This window comes from Cecembia calidifontis (assembly GCF_004216715.1).
In the GTDB taxonomy this organism is placed as follows: Bacteria; Bacteroidota; Bacteroidia; order Cytophagales; family Cyclobacteriaceae; genus Cecembia_A; species Cecembia_A calidifontis.
In genome coordinates, this window is sequence record NZ_SGXG01000001.1 from 3,810,736 (window position 1) to 3,833,604 (window position 22,869).

At 40.9% G+C, this 22,869-nt stretch carries 20 protein-coding genes and 2 tRNA genes; 9 read left to right on the forward strand and 13 right to left on the reverse strand.

The annotated features are described in order from the left end of the window. Positions 1 to 55: 55 nt before the first annotated feature. Together BC751_RS16365 and BC751_RS16370 are read right to left on the reverse strand one after the other, a co-directional pair. Complete coding sequence (locus BC751_RS16365; protein WP_130276590.1) at positions 56 to 1,870, reverse strand: LptF/LptG family permease; 1,815 nt, start codon at positions 1,868 to 1,870, stop codon at positions 56 to 58. Positions 1,871 to 1,945: 75 nt separating this feature from the next. Further along, positions 1,946 to 2,341 carry an START-like domain-containing protein gene (locus tag BC751_RS16370; protein WP_130276591.1) on the reverse strand — a complete coding sequence of 132 codons (396 nt, stop codon included), beginning with the start codon at positions 2,339 to 2,341 and terminating at the stop codon, positions 1,946 to 1,948. 202 nt (positions 2,342 to 2,543) lie between these two features. On the opposite strand from BC751_RS16370, the gene BC751_RS16375 reads away from it, so the two are divergent. Together BC751_RS16375 and BC751_RS22590 are read left to right on the forward strand one after the other, a co-directional pair. Further along, positions 2,544 to 2,617, forward strand: a tRNA-Met gene (locus BC751_RS16375). A 42-nt stretch (positions 2,618 to 2,659) separates the two neighbouring features. Further along, positions 2,660 to 2,794: a GIY-YIG nuclease family protein gene (locus BC751_RS22590; protein WP_130276592.1), complete on the forward strand. Its 135-nt coding sequence runs from the start codon at positions 2,660 to 2,662 to the stop codon at positions 2,792 to 2,794. Between the two features lie 95 nt (positions 2,795 to 2,889). On the opposite strand, the gene rplT is transcribed toward BC751_RS22590, so the two are convergent. The 4 genes from rplT to thrS form a co-directional block, all read right to left on the reverse strand. After that, the gene (gene rplT, locus BC751_RS16385) at positions 2,890 to 3,234 is read right to left on the reverse strand and encodes a 50S ribosomal protein L20 (protein ID WP_130276593.1); all 345 of its coding nucleotides are present in this window, start codon (positions 3,232 to 3,234) and stop codon (positions 2,890 to 2,892) included. Between the two features lie 101 nt (positions 3,235 to 3,335). Continuing rightward, positions 3,336 to 3,533 carry a 50S ribosomal protein L35 gene (rpmI, locus tag BC751_RS16390; protein ID WP_009185920.1) on the reverse strand — a complete coding sequence of 66 codons (198 nt, stop codon included), beginning with the start codon at positions 3,531 to 3,533 and terminating at the stop codon, positions 3,336 to 3,338. A 22-nt stretch (positions 3,534 to 3,555) separates the two neighbouring features. After that, positions 3,556 to 4,107, reverse strand: coding sequence for a translation initiation factor IF-3 (gene infC, locus BC751_RS16395; RefSeq protein WP_130276594.1), 552 nt, complete (start codon positions 4,105 to 4,107; stop codon positions 3,556 to 3,558). Positions 4,108 to 4,195: 88 nt separating this feature from the next. Beyond that, on the reverse strand, positions 4,196 to 6,145 hold the full coding sequence (gene thrS / locus BC751_RS16400) for a threonine--tRNA ligase (RefSeq protein WP_130276595.1): 1,950 nt from the start codon (positions 6,143 to 6,145) through the stop codon (positions 4,196 to 4,198). A gap of 213 nt (positions 6,146 to 6,358) precedes the next feature. Here thrS and BC751_RS16405 point away from each other — a divergent pair, with 213 nt between their 5' ends. The 3 genes from BC751_RS16405 (at position 6,359) to BC751_RS16415 (ending at position 9,844) form a co-directional block, all read left to right on the forward strand. Next, positions 6,359 to 7,540: an IS4 family transposase gene (locus BC751_RS16405; protein ID WP_130273808.1), complete on the forward strand. Its 1,182-nt coding sequence runs from the start codon at positions 6,359 to 6,361 to the stop codon at positions 7,538 to 7,540. A gap of 199 nt (positions 7,541 to 7,739) precedes the next feature. After that, positions 7,740 to 8,942, forward strand: a complete 1,203-nt coding sequence (gene lhgO / locus BC751_RS16410; protein ID WP_130276596.1) for an L-2-hydroxyglutarate oxidase — start codon at positions 7,740 to 7,742, stop codon at positions 8,940 to 8,942. 116 nt (positions 8,943 to 9,058) lie between these two features. Continuing rightward, the gene (locus BC751_RS16415) at positions 9,059 to 9,844 is read left to right on the forward strand and encodes a cation efflux transmembrane domain-containing protein (RefSeq protein ID WP_130276597.1); all 786 of its coding nucleotides are present in this window, start codon (positions 9,059 to 9,061) and stop codon (positions 9,842 to 9,844) included. Here the strand turns inward: BC751_RS16415 and BC751_RS16420 are convergent. Further along, complete coding sequence (locus BC751_RS16420; protein WP_130276598.1) at positions 9,841 to 10,803, reverse strand: YheT family hydrolase; 963 nt, start codon at positions 10,801 to 10,803, stop codon at positions 9,841 to 9,843. The genes BC751_RS16415 and BC751_RS16420 overlap by 4 nt on opposite strands. A gap of 92 nt (positions 10,804 to 10,895) precedes the next feature. Here BC751_RS16420 and BC751_RS16425 point away from each other — a divergent pair, with 92 nt between their 5' ends. Beyond that, entirely contained in the window at positions 10,896 to 12,239 is a 1,344-nt protein-coding gene (locus BC751_RS16425) for an amidohydrolase (RefSeq protein WP_130276599.1), read from the forward strand. 127 nt (positions 12,240 to 12,366) lie between these two features. Here BC751_RS16425 and BC751_RS16430 read toward each other — a convergent pair whose 3' ends face one another. Further along, complete coding sequence (locus BC751_RS16430) at positions 12,367 to 12,960, reverse strand: DUF6134 family protein (protein WP_130276600.1); 594 nt, start codon at positions 12,958 to 12,960, stop codon at positions 12,367 to 12,369. A 247-nt stretch (positions 12,961 to 13,207) separates the two neighbouring features. On the opposite strand from BC751_RS16430, the gene BC751_RS16435 reads away from it, so the two are divergent. Next, a complete protein-coding gene (locus BC751_RS16435) occupies positions 13,208 to 14,287 on the forward strand; it encodes a 3-oxoacyl-ACP synthase III family protein (RefSeq protein WP_130276601.1) in 1,080 nt (359 codons plus the stop codon). Between the two features lie 134 nt (positions 14,288 to 14,421). Here the strand turns inward: BC751_RS16435 and BC751_RS16440 are convergent, their stop codons facing one another. The 4 genes from BC751_RS16440 to BC751_RS16455 all read right to left on the reverse strand — a co-directional run bounded on the left by BC751_RS16440 (position 14,422) and on the right by BC751_RS16455 (position 19,707). Beyond that, positions 14,422 to 15,207, reverse strand: a complete 786-nt coding sequence (locus BC751_RS16440; RefSeq protein WP_130276602.1) for a PhzF family phenazine biosynthesis protein — start codon at positions 15,205 to 15,207, stop codon at positions 14,422 to 14,424. A gap of 20 nt (positions 15,208 to 15,227) precedes the next feature. After that, positions 15,228 to 16,133 (reverse strand): KPN_02809 family neutral zinc metallopeptidase, encoded by a 906-nt coding sequence (gene ypfJ, locus BC751_RS16445; RefSeq protein WP_130276603.1) that lies wholly within the window; start codon positions 16,131 to 16,133, stop codon positions 15,228 to 15,230. A 131-nt stretch (positions 16,134 to 16,264) separates the two neighbouring features. Continuing rightward, a complete protein-coding gene (locus tag BC751_RS16450; RefSeq protein WP_130276604.1) occupies positions 16,265 to 19,489 on the reverse strand; it encodes a S41 family peptidase in 3,225 nt (1,074 codons plus the stop codon). A 144-nt stretch (positions 19,490 to 19,633) separates the two neighbouring features. Continuing rightward, positions 19,634 to 19,707 (reverse strand) — tRNA-Ile (locus BC751_RS16455). Between the two features lie 90 nt (positions 19,708 to 19,797). On the opposite strand from BC751_RS16455, the gene BC751_RS16460 reads away from it, so the two are divergent. Then, entirely contained in the window at positions 19,798 to 20,433 is a 636-nt protein-coding gene (locus BC751_RS16460) for an HAD family hydrolase (protein ID WP_130276605.1), read from the forward strand. Positions 20,434 to 20,443: 10 nt separating this feature from the next. Continuing rightward, the gene (locus BC751_RS16465) at positions 20,444 to 21,559 is read left to right on the forward strand and encodes a site-2 protease family protein (protein WP_130276606.1); all 1,116 of its coding nucleotides are present in this window, start codon (positions 20,444 to 20,446) and stop codon (positions 21,557 to 21,559) included. A 60-nt stretch (positions 21,560 to 21,619) separates the two neighbouring features. Here BC751_RS16465 and BC751_RS16470 read toward each other — a convergent pair whose 3' ends face one another. Continuing rightward, positions 21,620 to 22,813, reverse strand: coding sequence for an esterase (locus BC751_RS16470; RefSeq protein WP_130276607.1), 1,194 nt, complete (start codon positions 22,811 to 22,813; stop codon positions 21,620 to 21,622). Positions 22,814 to 22,869: the final 56 nt, after the last annotated feature.

Below are 22,869 nucleotides of genomic sequence, written 5' to 3' on the forward strand. Positions count from 1 at the left end.
ATGTTTTAAAACAGCCACAAAGATAATAACTTTGATTTGATTAAAAAAACACCCGTCAAGTTTTAGAAAATTTTGTTTGGAAACGCTTTCGGAGTTTTTTGAAAAATTCCAAGTACATATCCGCTTCAAACAACCTAGCATCCCTTCTTGCCTGCTTCAAAAAGAAAAAGCCTATAGGCAAAAGGACAATATTTGAAAACCATGTGCCAAATAAAGGATCCGTTATCCCTTCCTTTGCCCATTTTTCGCCTGTGATGGTCAACATATAGTAAATAATGAAAAATATAATGGATACCAAAACGGGCATACCTAAGCCTCCTTTTTTGATAATTGCTCCTAAGGGTGCTCCGATCAAAAACATAACAATACATGCAAAAGCTGTAGTATATTTTTGGTACCAGGCTATCTGAAATCTTCTGTATTCCCTTTCCAAATTATCAATTTGGGCCAATTTGCTGCTAAAGTTATTCTTAATAGACCTGGCATTGTTCATTGCCACAGTGGCACCCCTTGACTTGTAATTAAACTGATCAATAATGGAATCCAATTTTGCCCTCATCTCTGGGGTAAATTCAGTTAGTGTGGCCTGTGCTTTTGGGGCTTGTTTGACGGTGTCAACAGAAATCACCTGTTGACCATTCTCTTGCTGTCTTGGTTGTTGGGCCGACTTTACCCTGCTTATTTTTGCCTCTAACAATTTTTCTGACCCACTGACTTTTTGATCAATTTGAACAGCAACACCCTTGTTTGAAGTCTCATCAACAGCAGCATCCACAATGTCCGTCACAACAGAGTCAGTTCCTGAGCCTGGTATTTCTATCAATTGAACAGAGTCTATTGCGGAAGTTGTTGCGGTAATTTTAGGACTTACAAGCTTATTGGCCTCTCTTTCCCGAATCCTGACTGATCTGAGGGAATCATAGCGGGCTTTTTTCTCTGAAATATCCCTTGGTGGCTTAATTTTTTGATTTCTCCCAAAAAAAGAGTAGGAAGATTCTATTGTGGCGTAATTATAATAAATGATACTGTTCACTTCCCCAGCGATAGAATCAAGTCCCTGTCTGAGTTGCGCAATATTCATGATGGACCTGTTTGTTGACCATAAATCTTCCGGCGTCCTGTTGAGCTGAAATGACTCTAAGTTGAATATCATTTCATTTTGGGAAAAATTAGTCCTGCTAAAATCCACGGGCTTTTCATTTATCCCCCTAGAACTTCTTGATTCTTTGTAAGATACACCATTAAAAAGCACAAGCCTCATATACCTGTCATTCATAAATGACTCCATTCTTCCTGAGTCAGCTAGGATAACATTTGTATTTCCCTGCCCTTCTGAATGATCGTAAATGATAATGTCTTTAAGCCTTACATCATCCAATTTTTGATTAACCTTAATACTATAATTAGGAATCCCAGCATAAAAAACACCTTCTTTGATATCCAAAGCTGGTGATTTCATCCGGATATCATAGAGAAGGCTAAAAGTTTTAAGGTTTACCTTTGGAACCAGATAATTATTGGACAAATAGGCCAAAATGGTTAAAACAACCACAAAAATCCCGATTGGACGAAGGGCCCGAAGAAGGGAAATGCCACTTGCTTTTATGGCTGTAAGCTCAAAATGCTCTCCCAAATTCCCAAAAGTCATCAACGAAGAAAGAAGGACAGCAAGTGGCAAAGCCATGGGGGAAATACTGATCACAAAATAGGAAATCAGTTCCATATAGATCATAAAGCCCAAACCCTTCCCAAATATTTCATCGAAATATTTGAGCATATTGACGGTAAGTAAGATAAAATCTACTACCACAAAGGTCAAAAAGAAGGGCCCTATAAAAGACCCTAATATAAGCTTATCAAGTTTTTTCATTCACTAATGGACCCATCCAATCTTTGTAACGGCAAAATTGAAAATATTATTCAATTTTCCTTCAATAAAAAAAGATTAACCTCCTATGATTTCTTTCAGATGAGTAACCAAGTTTTCCCAAATTGATTCCAATTCCCCATCATCATAAGAGTCACTGTAATCAATTACTTTTAGAAAAAGTGTCTGAGTGAGCTCATTCTCTTCGATTTTGAATTCAATGTAAGAATGATCTGTCTCTTCCGAATTATTGGGATCAAAAAAATCAAATTTTACATGGTAATTGGTCCTCATGGCCACAATCCTGGCATAGTGTTCTTCCCCATCATAATGAAAGATATAATCCTTATCCTCATTGATGGTTACGTTATCAGCAAACCATTCGGATAGTCCGCTTGCTGTGCTTAAATAAGGGAATAAAATCTTCCTTGAAGTATTGATTTGATAATCAGCGACAAACTTATTCTTTACCATAACCATTCAAATTTTGTTCATAAAAAATAACTTTTTTAGACATTTTTGCTTGCAATTATTCGCATAAGCCCTCATATTTGCATTCCCATTTGGCGAGGCAGCTCTGCCAATCGTAATCGGTAGGTTAGAGCGTAGGATCCATATCCGCCGCGGCGGACAGGGGTTCAGCACTCCGTTAAATTTGACAAATTAACATAAACCTGGCGAGGTAGCTCAGTTGGTTAGAGCGCAGGATTCATAACCCTGAGGTCAGGGGTTCAACTCCCCTCCTCGCTACAAGCCCCACTTTTGGGGCTTTTTTATTTTACTCTTTAAGCTATGTTCTGTGTTTACGTACTCTATTCTTTTTCCGCAAACAAACTCTACACCGGCATGACAACCGACCTTATTACCAGATTCAGGTTCCACAATTCAAAATCCACCAAGGGATTTTTCACCACATTTGTAATATAACAAAAAATTCCATTTAGGTTTTATCCTTTCAAAAAAATCCAATAAAAAAAGCCCCGCAAATGCAGGGCTTTCTATATAAAGTAAGCAGTGCCTTCTTACTTTACTTTTTCAACTACAGCTTTGAATGCCTCGGGATGATTCATAGCCAAATCAGCAAGAACTTTTCTGTTCAATTCGATGTCAGCTTTTTTCAACATTCCCATAAATTGTGAATAAGAGATACCATATTGTCTGGCACCTGCATTGATACGCTGGATCCAAAGGGCTCTGAATTCTCTTTTCTTCGCCTTTCTGTCTCTGTAAGCGTACTGTAAACCTTTTTCGTATTTGTTTTTGGCTACTGTCCAAACGTTTTTACCTCTTCCGAAGTAGCCTTTTGTTGCTTTAAGGATTTTTTTTCTTCTTGCTCTTGAAGCAACTGCATTTACTGATCTTGGCATAGTTTTAAATTTTTTGACTCTAGGTGCCTTGCGGACTTTGTTACCTCAGCGTCTGGTGAATAAATTAACCTTAATTGAATTTTAGAAGTAAAGAGATCAGATTATCCGATTCTCAACATTGCTTTTACTCTTCCCTCATCTGACTCATGTACCATACCCATTTGAGTTAGATTTCTCTTTCTCTTGGTTGATTTTTTGGTCAGGATGTGGCTTTTATAAGCATGCTTCCTTCTGATTTTTCCGGTTCCAGTCAACTTGAACCTTTTCTTTGCACTTGATTTTGTTTTTACTTTTGGCATAACTGTATTTGTTTGTTGAAAATTATTTCTTAGATGATTTAGGTGCCAGAAATAAGAACATCCTTTTTCCTTCCAGCTTAGGAAGCTGTTCTACCTGAGCATATTCCTCAAGTTCCTGGGCAAATCTCAATAACAACATTTCACCTCTCTCCTTGAATACAATTGACCTACCTACGAAATGCACATAAGCCTTAACTTTTGCGCCTTCCTTAAGGAAGTTAATCGCATGCTTCAACTTGAAGTTAAAGTCATGATCATCTGTATTCGGACCAAACCTAATTTCCTTTACCACAGTTTTGGAAGCATTTGCTTTGATTTCTTTCTGCTTCTTTTTCTGCTCGTACTTGAATTTAGCATAATCAATCACCTTACAGACAGGTGGATTGGCATTTGGAGAAATTTCTACGAGATCAAGATCATTTTCCTCAGCTAATTTAAGGGCTTGAGAAAGTGAAAGTACGGCATTGCCTCCCTCTACATAATCTCCAACTACCCTTACTTCTCTAGCTCTGATTTTGTCATTTACTCTGTAAGGTTCTTCCTGTCTTGGTCTTAACGGTGTTTTTCCTTTCAAAATTATTTATGGTTGTTTTTTATGAAATTGCCTGCAAATATCGGAATAAATTTGAGATTTAAAAAATCTCCTAATTTCCCCACTTAAATTATTTTTTTAATGACTGGTCAATGATTGCTTTGAAATGAGCAATGAATTCATCAACAGATAGAGAACCCAGATCACCTTCACCGTGCTTTCTTACCGCAACTTTTCCTTCTGCTTGTTCTTTCTCCCCTACTACGAGCATGAAAGGAACCTTTTTAACTTCAGCATCCCTGATCTTCCTTCCTATTTTTTCATCCCGGTTATCTATGGTACCCATGATGTCCTGCTCCTCCAAAACTGCCTTGATTTGCTCCGCATAGGCAATGTATTTCTCAGAAATCGGAAGAATGATAACCTGATCAGGAGATAGCCACAACGGGAAATTCCCAGCACAATGTTCAATCAAAACAGCAACAAAGCGTTCCAATGAACCAAATGGGGCCCTGTGGATCATCACCGGTCTGTGTTTTTGATTATCTGAACCGATATATTCCAACTGGAAGCGTTCTGGTAGGTTGTAATCCACCTGAATGGTACCTAACTGCCATTTTCTGCCCAAAGCGTCCTTAACCATAAAGTCTAACTTTGGCCCATAAAATGCCGCCTCACCCAATTCTGTTACTGTCTGCAAGCCTCTTTCTGCTGCTGCTTCGATGATTGCAGATTCAGCCTTTTGCCACGCCTCATCAGTGCCTATATATTTATCTCTGTTTTCAGGATCTCTTAATGATATCTGAGCGGTAAAATCTTCAAAGCCCAAAGCCTTGAAAACATAAAGCACCAGGTCAATCACTTTGATAAATTCTTCCTTTACCTGATCCGGTCGGCAGAAAATATGAGCATCATCCTGCGTAAATCCCCTCACCCTGGTAAGGCCATGTAGTTCACCACTCTGCTCATACCTATACACGGTACCAAATTCTGCATACCTAATCGGAAGGTCTTTATAAGATCTTGGTTTGTGCTTATAAATCTCGCAGTGATGGGGACAGTTCATTGGCTTTAACAAAAACTCCTCCCCTTCATTTGGGGTAGCAATAGGCTGGAATGAATCTTTTCCATACTTTTCATAGTGACCGGAAGTTTCATATAGTACCTTGTGCCCTATATGCGGCGTCACTACTTGTTGATAGCCGGATTTATCCTGGGCTTTCTTCATAAAAGCAACCAACCTTTCCCTCAAGAGGGTTCCTTTTGGCAACCATAATGGAAGTCCCATGCCCACTTTTTCGGAGAAAGTGAAAAGCTCCAACTCCCTTCCTAATTTCCTATGGTCTCTTTTTTTTGCTTCTTCAAGAAGGTGCAGGTATTCCTGAAGGTCTTTGGCTTTCGGAAAAGTGATTCCATACAGCCTGGTCAGCATTTTGTTCTTTTCGTCCCCTCTCCAGTAAGCCCCGGCAACATTCAGAATTTTGGCTGCCTTGATAAATCCAGTATTGGGAATATGTGGGCCACGGCAAAGGTCCACAAAGTTACCTTGCTCATAAAAAGTGATGGAACCATCCTCCAAACCTTCCAAAAGATCCAGCTTGTATTCATCCCCTTTTTCCTTGAAGTAGGCAATGGCATCTTTTTTAGACACCTCCCTTCTGATATAGGCCTGTTTTTCTTTGGCCAATTCCATCATCTTGGCCTCTATTTTCTCTAACTCGGATCCATCCAAGGGCTTGTCTCCAAAATCCACATCATAATAAAAGCCGTTTTCAATTGGTGGACCTATACCAAATTTGACTCCCGGGTATAAAGCTTCCAAGGCTTCGGCCATCAAGTGTGCGGAGGAATGCCAAAAAGTATTCTTTCCTTCAGCATCATTCCATGTCAGCAATTGAACGGAAGCATCCTGGTATATGGGGCGGGTCGCATCCCAAACTTCCCCGTTTACTTTAGCTGCAAGAACGTTTCTGGCCAAACCCTCGCTGATACTAAGTGCAATCTGTAGCCCTGAAACTCCTTTTTCATACTCCCTGACAGTGCCGTCAGGAAGGGTAATTCTGATTTGTTGGTTAGACATTTAAAATTTTAAATAAATGAAACATGACATCTTTACAAACAGATGCCTTTTGAGGTACAAATATGCGAATTGATTGGCTTATTTTAAAACATAGTCAAAAAATGCAGAGAATTATTGAAATGATTACAATACCGTCCTAAATAAAATATGAGAGGTCTGGTTTTTTGCCCAAAATAGCTATTTTGGGTTTGCACCAAAAAACATAAACCTCCCATGAGTAATATTACATTGTTTTCTCAGATTATTAAAAAAATCGAGCGTTCAATTTTCAAGAAACTGGTTGAAGAGAAGCAAACGGACAAGGGCTGCAAAGGCTTTGACAGCTGGACGCATTTGGTTTCCATGCTTTTTTGCCATTTTGCCAAAAGTACTTCTGTAAGGGATATTTCAAACGGCCTGCGTTCGGCCACGGGGAACCTCAACCATCTGGGGATTGCCAAGGCACCATCCAAGTCCAGTATCAGTTATCAGAACAAGCGCAGGGACTCTGACCTGTTCAAGGAGCTGTATTACGGGCTTCTGAAGCATTTAGGACAGCAGGCGTCCCTGAGCAGGGTAAAACTACGGATCAAGGCTCCCGTCTATCTGCTCGACTCCACGGTGGTAAGTCTTTGCCTTTCGATGTTTGACTGGGCAACCTTCAGGACCAAAAAGGGTGCTGTAAAGATGCATACGCTTCTGGACTATGACGGGAAACTCCCTGTTTATGTGAATATTACAGAAGGAAGTATGGCAGACAATAAAGGCGCTTATGATATTCCTTTGGAGAAAGGATCCGTTATAGTGGCGGACCGCTATTACAATGACTTTCCGATGCTCAACATTTGGGACAGCAAGGGGGTCTTTTTCGTCATAAGGCACAAGGATAACCTTAAGTTCAGCACAATCAATGAACGTCGACTCCCTGAAAATACTGCACAGGAAGTACTGATAGACGAAGAAATTGAACTGGTAAACCCGCAGTCAAAAGTGAAGTACCCCGGAAAACTCAGAAGAGTGGCTGTATGGGACGAAAAAAACCGACAGACCGTCGAACTGATTACCAATAACTTCAAATGGTCAGCAAAGACAATCGGTGATCTTTACCGGTGCCGATGGGAGATTGAGATCTTCTTCAGGGACATCAAGCAGTTACTCCATATCAAAACCTTTATCGGAACATCGAAAAATGCCGTGATGATCCAGATATGGACCGCGCTGATCACCATTCTGCTCCTAAAAGTGATGAAGGCAACCGCTAAATTCGGATGGCATCTGTCCAATCTGGTTGCATTTATCAGACTGAACATATTCGTTAAAATAGAGCTGCAAAAGTGGCTGGACAAACCCTTTGAAGACCATGAAAAACCTCCTCAAAAAAGCCAACAGGGGGTTCTATTTCCGGATTACAGATAAAATCACAATAGAAATTGCAGAAACACAGCTAAACATCTGTCTTGTAAATTATTTAGGACAGCATTGAAATGATTAAAACAAAGAGCAGGTAATTCCGATATTTGTCACCAAATAAATGATGTAATTTGAAGCGTCATAGAAGATAAAAAGAAATCATTCCATTTGTTGAAAAGTTTTGAACAAAAAAGCTGATAATTGAATGCAATACGACATCATAATCATCGGAGGTGGAATAGTAGGACTCGCTACTGGCCTGAAAATCAAACAACAAAAACCTGATCTAAAAGTAGCTATTCTTGAAAAAGAAGCAGAAGTTGCCAAGCATCAGACAGGTAATAATTCGGGGGTTATCCATTCCGGACTTTACTACAAACCAGGTTCACTCAAAGCCATCAACTGCATCAATGGTTACCATGAACTGATCAAATTCTGTCAGGAGGAAGATATACCCTATGAATTGACCGGAAAGGTGGTGGTAGCTACTAGAGAGGAACAAATTCCGATCCTGAACGGTCTTTTCGACCGTGCCCTGCAAAATGGACTAGAGGGAACAAAAAAAATCACCCTCGATGAACTGAAGGAATACGAACCCTATTGCGCTGGCGTAGCTGCCATGTTTGTACCACAAACGGGCATAGTGGACTATAAAGTGGTAGCAAAGGCTTATGCAAAAAAATTCGAAACCTTTGGAGGAGAAATTTACCTGAACAACAAAGTCGAGGGAATCAAAACATTGAATGGGGTTACTTATGTAAAAGCATCCCATCATGAATTTTCAGCCAAATTGGTGATCAATTGTGCAGGACTTTATTCAGATAAAGTTGCCCAAATGAATCAGGATGAGCCTATTGATGTCCGCATCATTCCATTTAGGGGCGAATACTACAAACTGAAAAAAGAAAGGGAATACTTGGTCAGAAACCTGATTTACCCTGTTCCTGACCCAAATTTCCCATTTTTGGGTGTCCATTTCACCAGAATGATGAAAGGTGGTGTTGAGGCAGGCCCCAATGCTGTATTGGCATTCAAAAGGGAGGGGTACAAAAAATCCGATGTCAACCTAAAAGAACTTTCCGAAACCCTATCATGGCCTGGTTTCCAAAAAGTAGCCTCCAAATACTGGAAAACGGGATTTGGAGAATTATACAGATCTTTCTCCAAAGCAGCTTTCACCAAAGCTTTGCAGGAATTGATCCCGGATATTAAGGAATCCGATCTGGTTGATGGTGGGGCCGGTGTAAGGGCCCAGGCCTGTGACAGGACAGGTGGCTTGTTGGACGACTTCAGCATCAGGGAAAATGAATATGCCATCAATGTCTTGAATGCCCCTTCACCCGCGGCAACAAGTTCTTTATCTATTGGAGGTACTGTCAGCAAGTTGGCTCTGAAAAGATTTGATTAACATGGGTATTTCCAAGTCCTTTAAATCAAAAAAACTGAAGGACCGCTTAAGCACAGGAAGAAATATTTTATCCTGTGCTTTTTTCTTATTTTCTCCATCCAAACGACCTGGCTTCTATGCAAAAAAGTACCTTTAGAATTGAAAAAATGGACTGCCCCTCAGAGGAACAATTGATCAGGATGAAAATTGGTGGACTTCCTGCGGTTCATCAGTTGGTTTTCGATATTCCGGGAAGAAAACTGGAAGTATTTCATACCGGACAAATTGAAACTATAAGTAAGGAACTGGACAAACTTTCACTCCAGTCATTCCTTATTAAAACAGAAGAGGTAAAGAAAATAATACCTTCGGAAAGGGAAACTGAAAAAAAAGTCCTTTGGACAGTATTGATTATCAATTTTTTATTTTTTGTGGTTGAAATGGCCACTGGAATCATTTCTAAATCTATGGGCTTGGTCGCTGATAGTCTGGACATGTTGGCTGATGCAGTGGTTTATGGTTTGGCATTACTGGCCGTAGAAAGGTCTCTGACCACAAAAAGATCTGTGGCAAAAGTGGCCGGAACTGCTCAGATCTTACTGGCCGTGATCGGATTTACAGAAGTCATCAGAAGGTTTTTTGGATTTGAAGCTTTACCGGATTTCAAGATGATGATTGGAGTGTCCTTCTTGGCCCTATTGGCCAATGCTGTATGTCTTTATCTATTGCAAAAAAGTAAAAGCCGGGAAGCGCATATGAAAGCCAGTATGATTTTCACCTCCAATGATATCATAATCAATGCAGGGGTAATTTGTGCAGGTTTGGTGGTGCTGTGGACAGGTTCTGTGATTCCAGACCTTATCATTGGGGGAATAGTATTTTTGATTGTCCTCAATGGTGCAATCAGAATATTAAAACTTTAACTGGTCAAAAATTCCAAAAAGCGGTATTCTGCCCAAGTGAATTCCTGATTTTTGACCAGGAAACCTGTATGTCCTCCCCTCTTTGGCATTTCCAGAAAGATAAATTCTGATTTTTCGGCAATTTTTGTTGGATAACACCTGTCCATCAGCAGGGGGTCATTCAAAGCATTGATGATCAAAGTCGGGATCTGAATATCCTTGATCCAGTTATCCGGAGATACTGAATGATAAAAATCCTGGGCATCCTTGAATCCGTGAACTTTAGCCGTAAAGTGGGTATCAAAAGTATCAAAATCCTCAACCTGCTCCAATAAATCCAAGTCCACCAATCCCGGGAATTGTTCACCCTTGAGCTTCATTTTGGCTTTCAGTTTTCCCAAAAATCTCTTTTTGTAAAAAGCATTACTTTTCAACCTTAAGGTAGCTGCTGAATCAGGAAGGTTGCAAGGAGTTGAATATACTGCTGCACTTTTGATTTTAGGCAATAAACCCAATCCCCTTTCACCCAAATACTTCAATGTCTGGGCCCCTCCCATACTGATGCCTACCAAATAATATTCCCGGTAAGTATGCGTCCTTTCAACATGTTCAATTACTGTATCCAGATCATAAGAAGCACCGTGATGGTATAATATAGGAGCTTTATTCATCTCACCACTGCAAGTTCGGTTATTCCACGCAAGGGCATCAAATCCGTTTTGGTTAAATAATTTGGCCAAAGCCTTAGCATAGTGCCTTTCTGAACTTCCTTCCAGGCCATGGGAAATGATCAAGAGTTTTTCTGACCCCACTTTTGACCAATCAATGTCCAAAAAATCCCCATCAGGAGTGGATATCCTTTCCCTTTTATAGCTTACACCTTCAATCTTCCTAAAAACACTTGGAATGATGGTTTCAAGGTGACCATTGAAAAGGAAAGCGGGAGGTTTTCCGTAAGTGGATTTTTGGATTATTGGCATCTTAGATCATAAATTCAGCCTCAAAAATAAAACATATCTTCAAGCAAGGGAATTATTTCTTTAATTTGGGTAAAATACCGCAACAGTTAACCATGAAAACCCATAAAGCATTTCTTATCCTAATTTCATTCCTGATGGTTCAATTCACTGCTAAAGCTCAGACAGTGGATACTTTCATCGATAAAATATACCCTGAATTGGACAGGCTTTACAAACACCTGCACCAAAATCCAGAGTTATCCCTTCAGGAAAATGAAACTTCTGCCAGGATTGCCACAGAATTGAGAAGCCTAGGCTATGAAGTTACCGAAGGTATAGGTGGATATGGAGTGGTTGGGGTATTAAAAAATGGTGCCGGGCCGACTTTATTGATCCGCACAGATATGGATGCCCTGCCTATGGAAGAAAAGACGGGACTCCCTTATGCTTCTACAAAAAAAGCAATTTCCAATGACGGCAAAGAAACGTATGTGTCCCATTCATGTGGGCATGATATCCACATGTCAGTTTTTGTTGGGACGGCAAAGGTAATGGCTGAAAACAAAAGCTCGTGGAGAGGAACTTTACTTATGGTGGGACAGCCTGCAGAGGAGAATGGCATGGGTGCCTGGAACATGATAAACGATGGCCTCTACGATAGGTTCCCCCATCCCGATTTTGCCATTGCTTTGCATGACGATCCTTTTTTACCGGCAGGAACCGTTGGTTATAAATCAGGTCCGTTGATGGCAGGGGTAGACATGATGAATGTTACAGTCTATGGAGAAGGAGCCCATGGTGCAGCTCCACACACAGGCATTGACCCCATTGTACTGAGTGCACAGATGATCCAGGCTTACCAGACAATAGTCAGTAGGAGAATCGCTCCAACAGAACCTGCGGTAGTTACAGTTGGATCTATACACGGAGGCACAGTACACAACATCATTCCGGATGAGGTTACCATGCAATTGACATTAAGATCATATTCTCCTGAGGTTAGGGAAGAAATGATCAGCAGTATTAAAAGGATCAGTGAAAACTTTGCGCGTTCAGCAGGTTTGCCGGAATCCAAAATGCCCACTTATTGGATCAGAGAGCCACATACCCCGGCATTGATCAATGATGCCCAGCTTACTGAACAAATGGTAAAAGTTTTTAAAGCCAATCTGGGGGAGGAAAATGTGGTGGAAGTAAAAGCACAGATGATAGGCGAAGATTTCAGCAGGTTTGGAATGCAGGAAAGAAAAATTCCCATCACAATGTTTTACTTAGGGGCTAACGATCCTGAATTTTTAAAAAGGGCTAAAAAGGAGGGGCTTGAAATCCCTGGTTTACACAGCCCTTATTACGCTCCTGTCCCGGAACCTACCATCAAAACCGGTGTAAAAGCCATGAGCCTCTTTGCCATGGATATTTTAAGAAATAATGAAATCATACTTCAGGATAAAAAATAAAATAATATAGCGCACACCATTTGTTCACAATGAATTAACCAAATCAAATTTTACATCATATACCTTTGCATAGTAAAACTTTCTTCATAGGTATAGATATAAAGAAGGCGGTAGATGACCGCCTTTTTTATTGTTTCCTTTTGACTACGTAATTTTTGATCGGAAATTCCATTACTGCCTTTTCCAACTTCCCATCCACATAGTAAAAACGGTTTGTATTTCCGTTAACATTGACTTCATAATAATCCTTTACTTTTTTGATAGGAGAAGGCAGACCGTAAGCCTCAGCCAAAAACTCCTTTGCCTGAACAGGTTCTTCAAAATAAAAAACTGCAGCACTGAAAAGGAATGGTCTTTGGATAACCGTATCCAATTCATGTTTGTAATTAGAAGATTTGATTTTATAATGATCTCCATTCCAAAGGATATCGGACTGAAAATTACCTCTGTTCGTTTTAGAGGACACATTGGCCTTGTTCAATCTTTTTCCCTGGTAAACCACTTTGGTTAGATAGTCCAAGTTGATTTTTCCAAAAAACCAAAAGCTTACGTTACTTTTCAATTCATAGTGCAGTTCTTCCCCTTTTTTCTCCCTCTTTGCCACCATTTCTCCAATCGATATTCCAGCTATGGAAACATCGTACTTAATCACTTCCTGGGCACTCAGGAAATTTGCCTTGAAAATCAAACCGATGATCAATAACCCTAATCTCTTTCCCATACCTGTTTGTCTGTGTACAAATATTCGATTATATCCCAATGGATACAAGTTAAAGGATTAGCTTAACTTAAGCCTTTATGGTTGATAGGAACATTGGGGTTAAAACAAAGACATCCTTTGCATTGGGAGATGACTTAGGAATATTTAATTTCCCACCAGAGAAATAACTGATTTTTTTTTATCGAAAACCGTTACTTTTTTCTACTTTTCATTTCAGTAACCAAACAATCAACAAGTATTCAAAAGTATGGCAGTTTATTCGGTAATCACTGGCTCTGGTAAATATATTCCTGACATCGTGGTAAAAAATGAGGATTTTCTCAGTAAAAGTTTCATCAATGAAAAAGGAGAAAAGATACCTAAAACCAATGAAGAGATCATCAGAAAATTTCAGGAGATAACCGATATCAAAGAAAGGCGTTACCTCAAGCCTGAATACAACACCTCTGATATGGGGTATTTTGCTGCCAAGGAAGCGATTGAATCTGCTAAAATTGACCCCGAAACTTTGGATTACATCATTTTTGCCCACAATTTCGGAGACATCCTGTACAACAATCAAAAATCTGATCTTGTCCCTGCTTTAGCATCAAGGGTTAAACATCTGCTGAAGATCCAAAACCCCAATTGTGTAGCCTATGATTTGCCTTTTGGTTGTCCCGGATGGGTGCAGGGTGTCATTCAGGCAGATTATTATATCAAATCCGGTGACGCCAAACGCGTTTTGGTCATAGGTGCAGAAAACCTTTCCCGTATTGCCGATCCCCATGACATTGACAGCATGATTTATTCTGATGGTGCGGGAGCGGTAATTGTCGAAGCCAGGGAATCCGAGAAACCCATAGGGATCATCTGTCATAAAACACGCTCTGATACTTATTCTGAAGCACATTTTTTGAAAATGGATATTTCTTATTACCCAGAATATGAAGATAATACCCTCTTCATGAAGATGAACGGGAGAAAATTGTATGAATATGCCTTGAATACCGTACCGCTTTTGGTCACTGAAACCATAAAAAAGGCAGGAATTGATATCCATGATGTAAAAAAAGTGCTCATTCACCAGGCAAATGCCAAAATGGATGAAGCCATTATTCAAAGGGTATTTAAACTGTTTGGAGCTGATGATCTCCGGTCGGAAGAAGTTATGCCGATGACGATTTCAAAATTGGGGAACAATTCTGTAGCCACTGTTCCCATCCTGTATGATATGATTATCAGAGGAGAAATGCCAGAACACAGTTTCCAATCAGGTGACTATCTGGTTTTTGCCTCTGTTGGTGCGGGAATGAATGTGAATGCTTTTGTTTATAAGGTACCTTAGTTGGAATTTTATGTTGTACCATGTACAAAGTACCATGTACCAAGTATTACTTTAAAATCTGGTCATCAGGCATCGGTACGGTTCATACTTGGCACTTTGTACCTCGTTCTTGGTACTCCCTAGCAACTATCACCTCAAATAAATAGCTTGCCCTCCAAATAGGTTACGGCCTTACCAGAAATCGCCACCCTATGTCCCAATAATTCACAATTGAGTTCTCCCCCTCTGGCGGAGAGTTGTTTAGCTTTTAATTTGGTCTTTCCCAATTTCTCAGCCCAGATAGGAATAAGGCTAGTGTGCGCAGAACCTGTCACTGGATCTTCCGGAACACCTACTTGGGGTCCGAAAAACCTGGACACAAAATCTACAACCTCCCCTTTGGCAGTAACAATTACTCCTCTGGCAGGTATTTCCTCAATTTTAGCAAGATCAAATTGAATATTCCGGATTTCCATTTCGGATTGGAACACCAGCACCACATCGGATTTCCCCCTGAATGCCTGGACCGGTGATAAGGAGAAACATGCCTTCAATTCCTCATTCAGAGGAATTTCATTAACTTCATCTTTTGGGAAATCAAGTGTCATCAACTCTTCCTGCAGGCTGACTTTTAAATTACCTGACCTTGGAGAATAAAACTGTATCACGGGACCGAGATGCCCTTCATGCTGGAAAAGCACATGGGCAGTAGCAAGCGTGGCATGGCCACAAAGGTCCACTTCTACGGTAGGAGTAAACCATCGGATCAGGTATCTATCTCCATTTTTTACAAAAAAGGCCGTTTCTGAAAGGTTATTTTCCTTGGCAATATTTTGCAATAATTCATCCGGAAGCCATTCATCTAAAGGTACCACAGCTGCCGGATTGCCTCCAAATACTTTCTCTGTAAAGGCATCTACCTGATATATCCTTAATTGCATCTTCTAAATATATACTTTCCCTAAAGTTCCCTGGCATTGAAAGTGTCCCCCATGCTGACATCCCCGTAATCAAAGCCTCTTTTAAACCATCTTGCCCGCTGGGCTGAGGTGCCATGAGTAAATGAATCGGGAACAACCCTTCCCGTTGCCTGTTTTTGAAGCCTGTCATCACCTACCGAACTGGCTGCATTAAGGGCTTCTTCCAGGTCTCCCGGTTCAAGAACTCCTTTGATTCTCTGGGTATGATGTGCCCATACTCCAGCATAAAAATCCGCCTGAAGTTCCAATCTTACCATGAGTCTGTTGTACTCGACATCAGGAATTTTCCCTCTTCTCGACTGAACCTGTGCAAGCGTTCCGTCCAATTTCTGAATATGGTGACCTACTTCGTGAGCTATTACATAAGCTTGGGCAAAATCCCCATGTGCACCTAATTTTTTTTCCATATCCTGAAAGAAACTCAGATCTATATACACCTTTTCATCAGCAGGACAATAAAATGGACCCGTAGCAGCAGAAGCAAACCCACAGGCTGAATTTACAGCTCCCGAAAACAAAACCAATATAGGTTCCCGGTAACCGGGCATCAGTTCATTCCAAACATCTTCTGTATCAGCCAGGACTACTGACGTAAATTCTGCAAGTTCCTGCTCCTCAGCAGAAGGGCTGTAATTCGAGTCTGCCATTTCAATATACTGCCCCTCTCCCAAAAACTGCCCTATTAAGGACAAAGGATTGGTCCCAGTTAAAAACATAAATAGCAGCAATATGCCCACTATGATAAGGCCTGTTTTCGAAAACAAAATTTTGATCAAAGAGCCTAGAAGCATGGGATTAATTCCTCCACCTCCCCCTCCAAAACGCTGGGCCCTCTGCCCTCTACGGTCTTCGATATTGCTGCTCTGACGTCTGCCTTGCCATTTCATAAGTCCCTTGGTTTAATTGCATATAATTTAGGAAATTATAGGCTAGCGTAAAATAGGACAATAACAAAAAACCTTTGGAGACAGCCTGGTGCCCCCAAAGGTTTCTTAAATCTAATTCAAGATTTTTGGATTTATTTCACATCTTTCAACAGTTCCTCAACCGCTTTTTCCAATTGTTGGTCAATACCTTTATCAATTTTGCCCGGCATATTTTTCACCTGGAACTGAGGCTTGGTCTCGTTGTTTTCCATCCATTCACCTGCTTTATTTTTGGCTGAGATAGGCACAATTCCCCATCTACCTCCATCCGGTAACATTTCCCAGCCTGCAAATGAACAGGTACCTGGAGTCGGCATACCTACTGTTTTCCCTATTTTCAAATCCGTATAACCACAGGCGAAGCAATGACCGTCTGAATAATTGGCTTCATTGAACATGGCCAAAGTCGGTTTGGTCCACCTGAATGTTGGCTCATAGCCAACTTCTCTCTCTTCAGTGGCGTATGTAATGAATTTTTCACCGGTAAAGAACATAGCCAGGTCAGCTACCAAATCACCGCCTCCATTAAATCGGGTATCTACAATTACCCCTTTTCGGTCATGGTATTTGCCCATCATTTCTTCGTAAGTAGTCCTGTAAGGACCATCCGCCATTCCCGGAATATGGACATAACCCAAAGTGCCGTTACTTAAACGTTCTACCTCTTCCTGGTTCTTTTTTACCCATCGCTTATAGAGCAATTGATTTTCCTGAGCAAGCGTAATAGGCTTGACCGTAACCTGCTGACGGGTATTGGTTTTTGGATCGAGTATTTCTAACAAGGTGAACTTGTCAGCCTTTCTGTTTAAGAAGCGGGCCACGTCAACATCCCTTGACACCATTTCTCCATCAATTTTTTCAATAATCATTCCGGGAGAAAGGCGGAAACCTGCTTTATCCAAGGGACCATCCTTCATGATTTCAGCGATTTTTATTCCATCAGATTGATGCGTATAATCCATAAAAATTCCTAAGGAAGCAGTCGCGTCCGCTTGGGGAATGGAGCGATTGAACCTAGCCCCTGCATGGGAAACATTCAGTTCACCGATCAATTCAGAAATCATTTCAGCAAATTCATAGCTATTGCCTATACTCGGTAAGTATTTTTCGTATTGGGTTGTCAAAGCATCCCAATCCACACCATGGAAATCAGAAGTATAGAAAGTGCCTTTTGTTCTGATTTTGATATGCTCAAACATATGGGCCCTTTCAGCATCAGCATCCAATGTCATCTCGCCGGCAATTTTGATTGCTTCACGTTTGCTTCCTTTGTCGGTAATTTTGGAGATACTGCCATCCGCCAAGAGGTAGAGGTTTTTCATTTCTTTATCCCATTCCATTCTTCCAAAGCCTGCATCCAGCTTCAGTTCCATTTTGGTTTCTTTACTGCGAAGATCAGTGCTCCAAAGGTTAAAACCCTTTTCAAATCTTGCCAGGTAATAGAGTTTTTCCCCATCCTTATCAATGACTGCATCTCCCAGAGATGAAGAATGGATGGTCAGTTTGGCTTTTCTCTCTCTCAGGTCATCCCAATCGATTTTGATATCCTCTACTTTTTTATCCTCCTTTTTCTCTTCTTTTTTATCCTCTCCATTTTTTCCCGCTTTTTCCATTTCCTTGAGCAGATCAAATTCCTCTTTGTTCAAACGGAACCTATCAAATGCTTCTTTGGTGAAAAACAATGAAAAAACATCATTCTGAGAGCCTCCACTTGTGGCAAATCCCTTCTGCCCATCCCTGTTGCTGAACCAGATCATCTGTTTGCCACCATTTACCCATTTAGGACGTCCATCTCCAAATCCGCTCTGTGTCAGGTTTTCCATGGGTTTTTTACCTGTAGCATCCAATAAGACCACCTCGCCATTGGCCATGGTAGGCCTGAACTCTGCCAAAAGCCATTTGCTATCCGGGCTCCAGGTAAAGTATTGGTCTCCATCCTGCATGTGGAAGACCTCATCAGGGGTCATCAAAGTCACTGTAGATTTGGTAGCAATATCCATTACTTTTAATGTTTTTCTCGCCTCCACATAAGCCAGTTTTTTACCATCGGGAGACAATTGGGGCAGGTAGTTGTCCAACCCGTTGCTTACCAAAACTTCTTCTTTCAATAGGGTACTGGCATAGAAAAACGGCTCTTCCTTTTCCCTAACTCTTTTGGTCTGGAAAATCTGCCATCTACCCTCCCTTTCCGAAGCATATATTATAGATTTCCCATCAGGGGCAAATTGAACAAAACGCTCCTGCTGTGGGGTATTAGTGATCCTCTTGGTCATGGAACCGTCCACAGAAGTCACAAAGACTTCACCCCTTGTTATAAATGCTATTTCTTTTCCATCAGGGGAAATGGACATTTCCCGAACACCCCCATTGATACTTATAAAACTGTCTTGGTTGGATACGGGCTGGGTTTTGATTTCAACAGCCACTTTTTGGGGTTGCTGCCCTTCCTTTAAAGTATAAAGTTCCCCATCATAAGAAAAACTCATCGTACCGTTTTCGGCTATACTCAAAAACCTCACTGGAAAATCCTTCAGGTTGGTCAAGGCTTTGACATCATTGGGATTATCCAGGTTCATTTTAAAGACATTGAAACTTCCATTGGCTTCGCTCAGGTAATAGATGGATTTTTCGTCAGGAGAAAACACAGGATTCCGGTCTTCACCATAAAAGGAAGTCAATTGCTTATGGGTATTGGAAGCCGCATCAAATACCCAGATATCTCTGGCAATGGCCGATTGGTGCTTTTTTCGCCATTCATTTTCACCGCCTTTTTTGTCATGGTATACCATTGTTTTACCATCCTTACTCACCTGCACATATTCTGCAGGAATGGTCCAGATTTGGTCTACCCTACCTCCTTTAACAGGCACTTTATACAATTCAGGCTGGGAACCGGTGGGATATTGCCTGTGCTCAGCCAAATCCTGTCTGACGCCTCCAAAAATCACGGATTGATTGTCAGCAGAAAAGCTGTAAGGCATTTCATCATTGGAATGGTAAGTCAGTCTGGTCGCCAAACCTCCATCTGCTTCCATAACATACACATCAAAATTTCCATAGCGGTCTGAGGCAAAGGCTATATGTTTGCCGTCCTTGCTCCAAACAGGCATAAAATCATGGGCTTCATGGAAAGTTAATTGGACAGCCCTGCCACCGGTACTTGCCACTTTATAAAGATCGCCTTTGTAGGTGAAAACTATCTGGGAGCCATCGGGTGAAATGGCAGGGTACCTTAGCCATTTTGGGGCTTCATTCGCCATTATTGTTTGGGCCAAGAAGCCCAGCACGAAGCTCATACAAAATTTCATCACTCGCATAGTTACATTTTGATTTTTAAGCTCCTAAAATATCAAAAAACTTATATGCTAAGATTTTTTTATTTATGGTGGGAAACTTATTGATTCTATTGGTAGACCGGAAGAATAAAAAAAACCGCTTAGAAAATCTAAGCGGCTTGGGGGTGGGCCCAGCTGGGCTCGAACCAGCGACCTCCTGATTATGAGTCAGAAGCTCTAACCAACTGAGCTATAGGCCCTATAATTCACAAAACTTTTATTACTAAACAGCCTTGCAAATGGGACTGCAATGTTACATATTTGGATTTAAATAAGCAACCCGAAAATCCATGAGAATACCCAAAAATGTTGATTTTTTTATATTCGATTTAGGCAATGTCATCATCGATATTGATTATGATTTCAGTATCAACGAGTTGAAAAAAATTCTTCCTGAGGCAAAACATGAGCTCACGGCAAAGTTTTTTCCGTCCAAATTTCACAAGGACTATGAAAGAGGACTGATCAGCTCCGAAGCTTTCAGAAATGAAATACGGAGTCTTTATCAAGAGAATTGGAGCGATGCTCAAATCGATCATGTTTGGAACAGCCTGTTGAGAGATGTACCACAGGAGCGTATTGATCTTTTGAAACAGCTTAAATCAAATTTCGGTACCGCTGTTTTGAGTAATACCAATGCCATCCACATCGAAAAGTTCAACGAAATCCTAAAAGAGCATACCACCGAAAAAACGATCTTTGACCTGTGTCATGAGATTTTCCTAAGTCATGAGATGGGCTTGGCCAAGCCGGATGTGGCTATTTATGAAGCTGTTTTGGATAAAATCAAAATACCGGCACATAAGGTACTGTTTTTCGATGACTTGGCCGCTAATATTGAAGGAGCCAAAAAAGTAGGGATACAAACGCACCAAATTACCCATCCCAAAGGTTTGGTAGAATTTTTCGGCCTACATTTATTATAGCAATTCAAAGATGTATACCACCAAACAATATTTAATCCATATACTATTATTATTGATAACAATTCTGACTGCGACATTGGCAGGAGGCGAATGGTTATTTGGAAAATCTATCCTTGCAGATGGTGAACATGCCCTTACATGGGAATATTTTTTGAAATCCCTTCATTTTTCTATTCCTTTTATCGGGATTCTTTTTGTCCATGAAATGGGACACCTGCTTACCTCTATCCGCCACAAAGTAAGGTCTTCCCTACCCTTCTTTATTCCGGGATGGCTTGGATTCCTAGGTGCGCCCTCCATCGGCACATTCGGTGCAATCATCCACATGAAAAGTTTCGTGAACAGTCGGAGAAAATTTTTTGATATTGGAGTAGCCGGACCTTTGGCAGGTTTTATTGTGGCGATATTTGTCCTTTGGTATGGTTTTACCCACCTGCCAGATGCAGACTATATTTATGAAATCCATCCGGAATACCTGGACCCCGAATTCAAGGGTCACACAGAGGAAGATGGCTATATCACCCTTAGGTTAGGTTATAACCTGCTGTTTTATCTGATGGAAAAAGGCCTGGCTGATCCTGAAAAAATGCCCAATATGTATGAAGTCATTCACTTTCCCTATTTGTTTGCGGGGTACCTGGCTTTGTTCTTTACAGCATTGAACTTACTCCCCATAGGACAACTCGATGGAGGGCATGTTATCTTTGGTTTGTTTCCCAAACACCACAAAACCATTTCCCTTGTATTTTTTACGGCATTTGTATTTTATGCGGGTTTGGGTATTATCAATCCTTTCCATGACATCAACCGGTTATTGATATCCATACCCTTATACATTGGGTTTTTATACATAATCTACCGAAGGACAAGTATACCAAATGAAACAAAATGGGCCATCATATTGCTTATTGCGGCTGCACAATATGCCTTGGTTTATATTTGGCCAAATCTGGATGGCTATACCGGATGGCTCTTATTTGCCTTTTTATTGGGAAGAGTGATGGGGTTGGAACATCCGGAAGTCACCGGCACCAGAGAAATGAACGGAAGCAGAAAAGTTTTAGGATGGCTGGCCATTCTGATATTCCTCATTTGTTTTACTCCCCAGCCTTTTATTTTCGATTAAAAAAGAAGCTACCCCACATAAGGCAGCCTCTATAAGATTCTCAATTTAAATTCCAGGTTATTAAAAAAGTCTTGGGGCAAACTCAGTCAAATATACCCTCCAGTTTCTCCAGGTATGTCCTCCTTCACTTTCCACATATTCATATTTCATACCCATGTTATCCAACATTTTCCTGTAGGCCGTGTTCGCATCAAATAGAAAATCCGTTTTTCCGATTGCAATCCAATAAAGTTTAAAACCGTTGTTCATCTGGTTTTTTAAGGTCCCTTCTATATCACTGTATACCTTGGCCGTGGCATCTTCCCTTGGCATGATGGCGGCCGAAAATAAGCCTACATAATCAAATGTATTGGGGTAATACCTAGATATGTGCATGGTGTGAAAACCTCCCATGGAAAGACCAGCAATTGCCCGGTTGGCTTTGTCTGCTTTTACCCGATAATTGCTCTCCACAAACTTCACAATATCCATAAAGTTTGCCTCATAAGTTCCATCCATGGTTTTAGGCACCATAAACTGAGGTTTATAATATCCCATGCTGCCTTCGCCAGGAGCAGCATCCTGTATCACATTGCCGTTGGGCATAACCACAATCATAGGATTAGCTTTCCCTTGGGCAATCAAATTATCCATAATCTGCGCTGTCCTTCCCAAAGAAATCCAGGCTTCCTCATCTCCACCGGCACCATGAAGGAGGTAAAGCACCGGATATTTTTCAGTTGAATTTTCATAGCCCGGAGGGGTGTAAATGGTAATCCTTCTGTCCATACCTAAACCCGGGGAATCATACCATCTCCTGGTGACCGAACCGTGAGGAATGTCATTGGTTTTATAAAGCTCCGCGTGTCCCCCTCCTATGATAAAGATATTGGTCACGGAGGCCACATCTCTAATTAAAAATGGGTTGTTTGGGTCTGTGGTCGTAAAACCATCAATAATAAAAGAATAATTGTACAATTCAGGCCCAAGGATTTGGCTTTTGAACTCCCAAATGCCATTTTCTCCCTTCACCAGATCAGCCCTGCCAGGACCATCCATCTGTCCCATAGGGGATTCGATTTTCACTGTTGGGAGGAAATCATCTGTTATTTGAATCGATTGGGCGTTTGGAGCGAGCAGACGGAAAGTTACGGAATTATCTTGGTGTACCTCAGGACTGATGATTTGTTGGGCGCGGAACAGGGCTTCCTGGGCCTGAAGGCCAACTCCAACAAAACCAAGCAAAAGAAAAGATAACAAGAAGTGTTTTTTCATAGGTTATTTTTTAGAATGTCAATGTGTAAAAATAACACAATGAGATTAAATTCCTA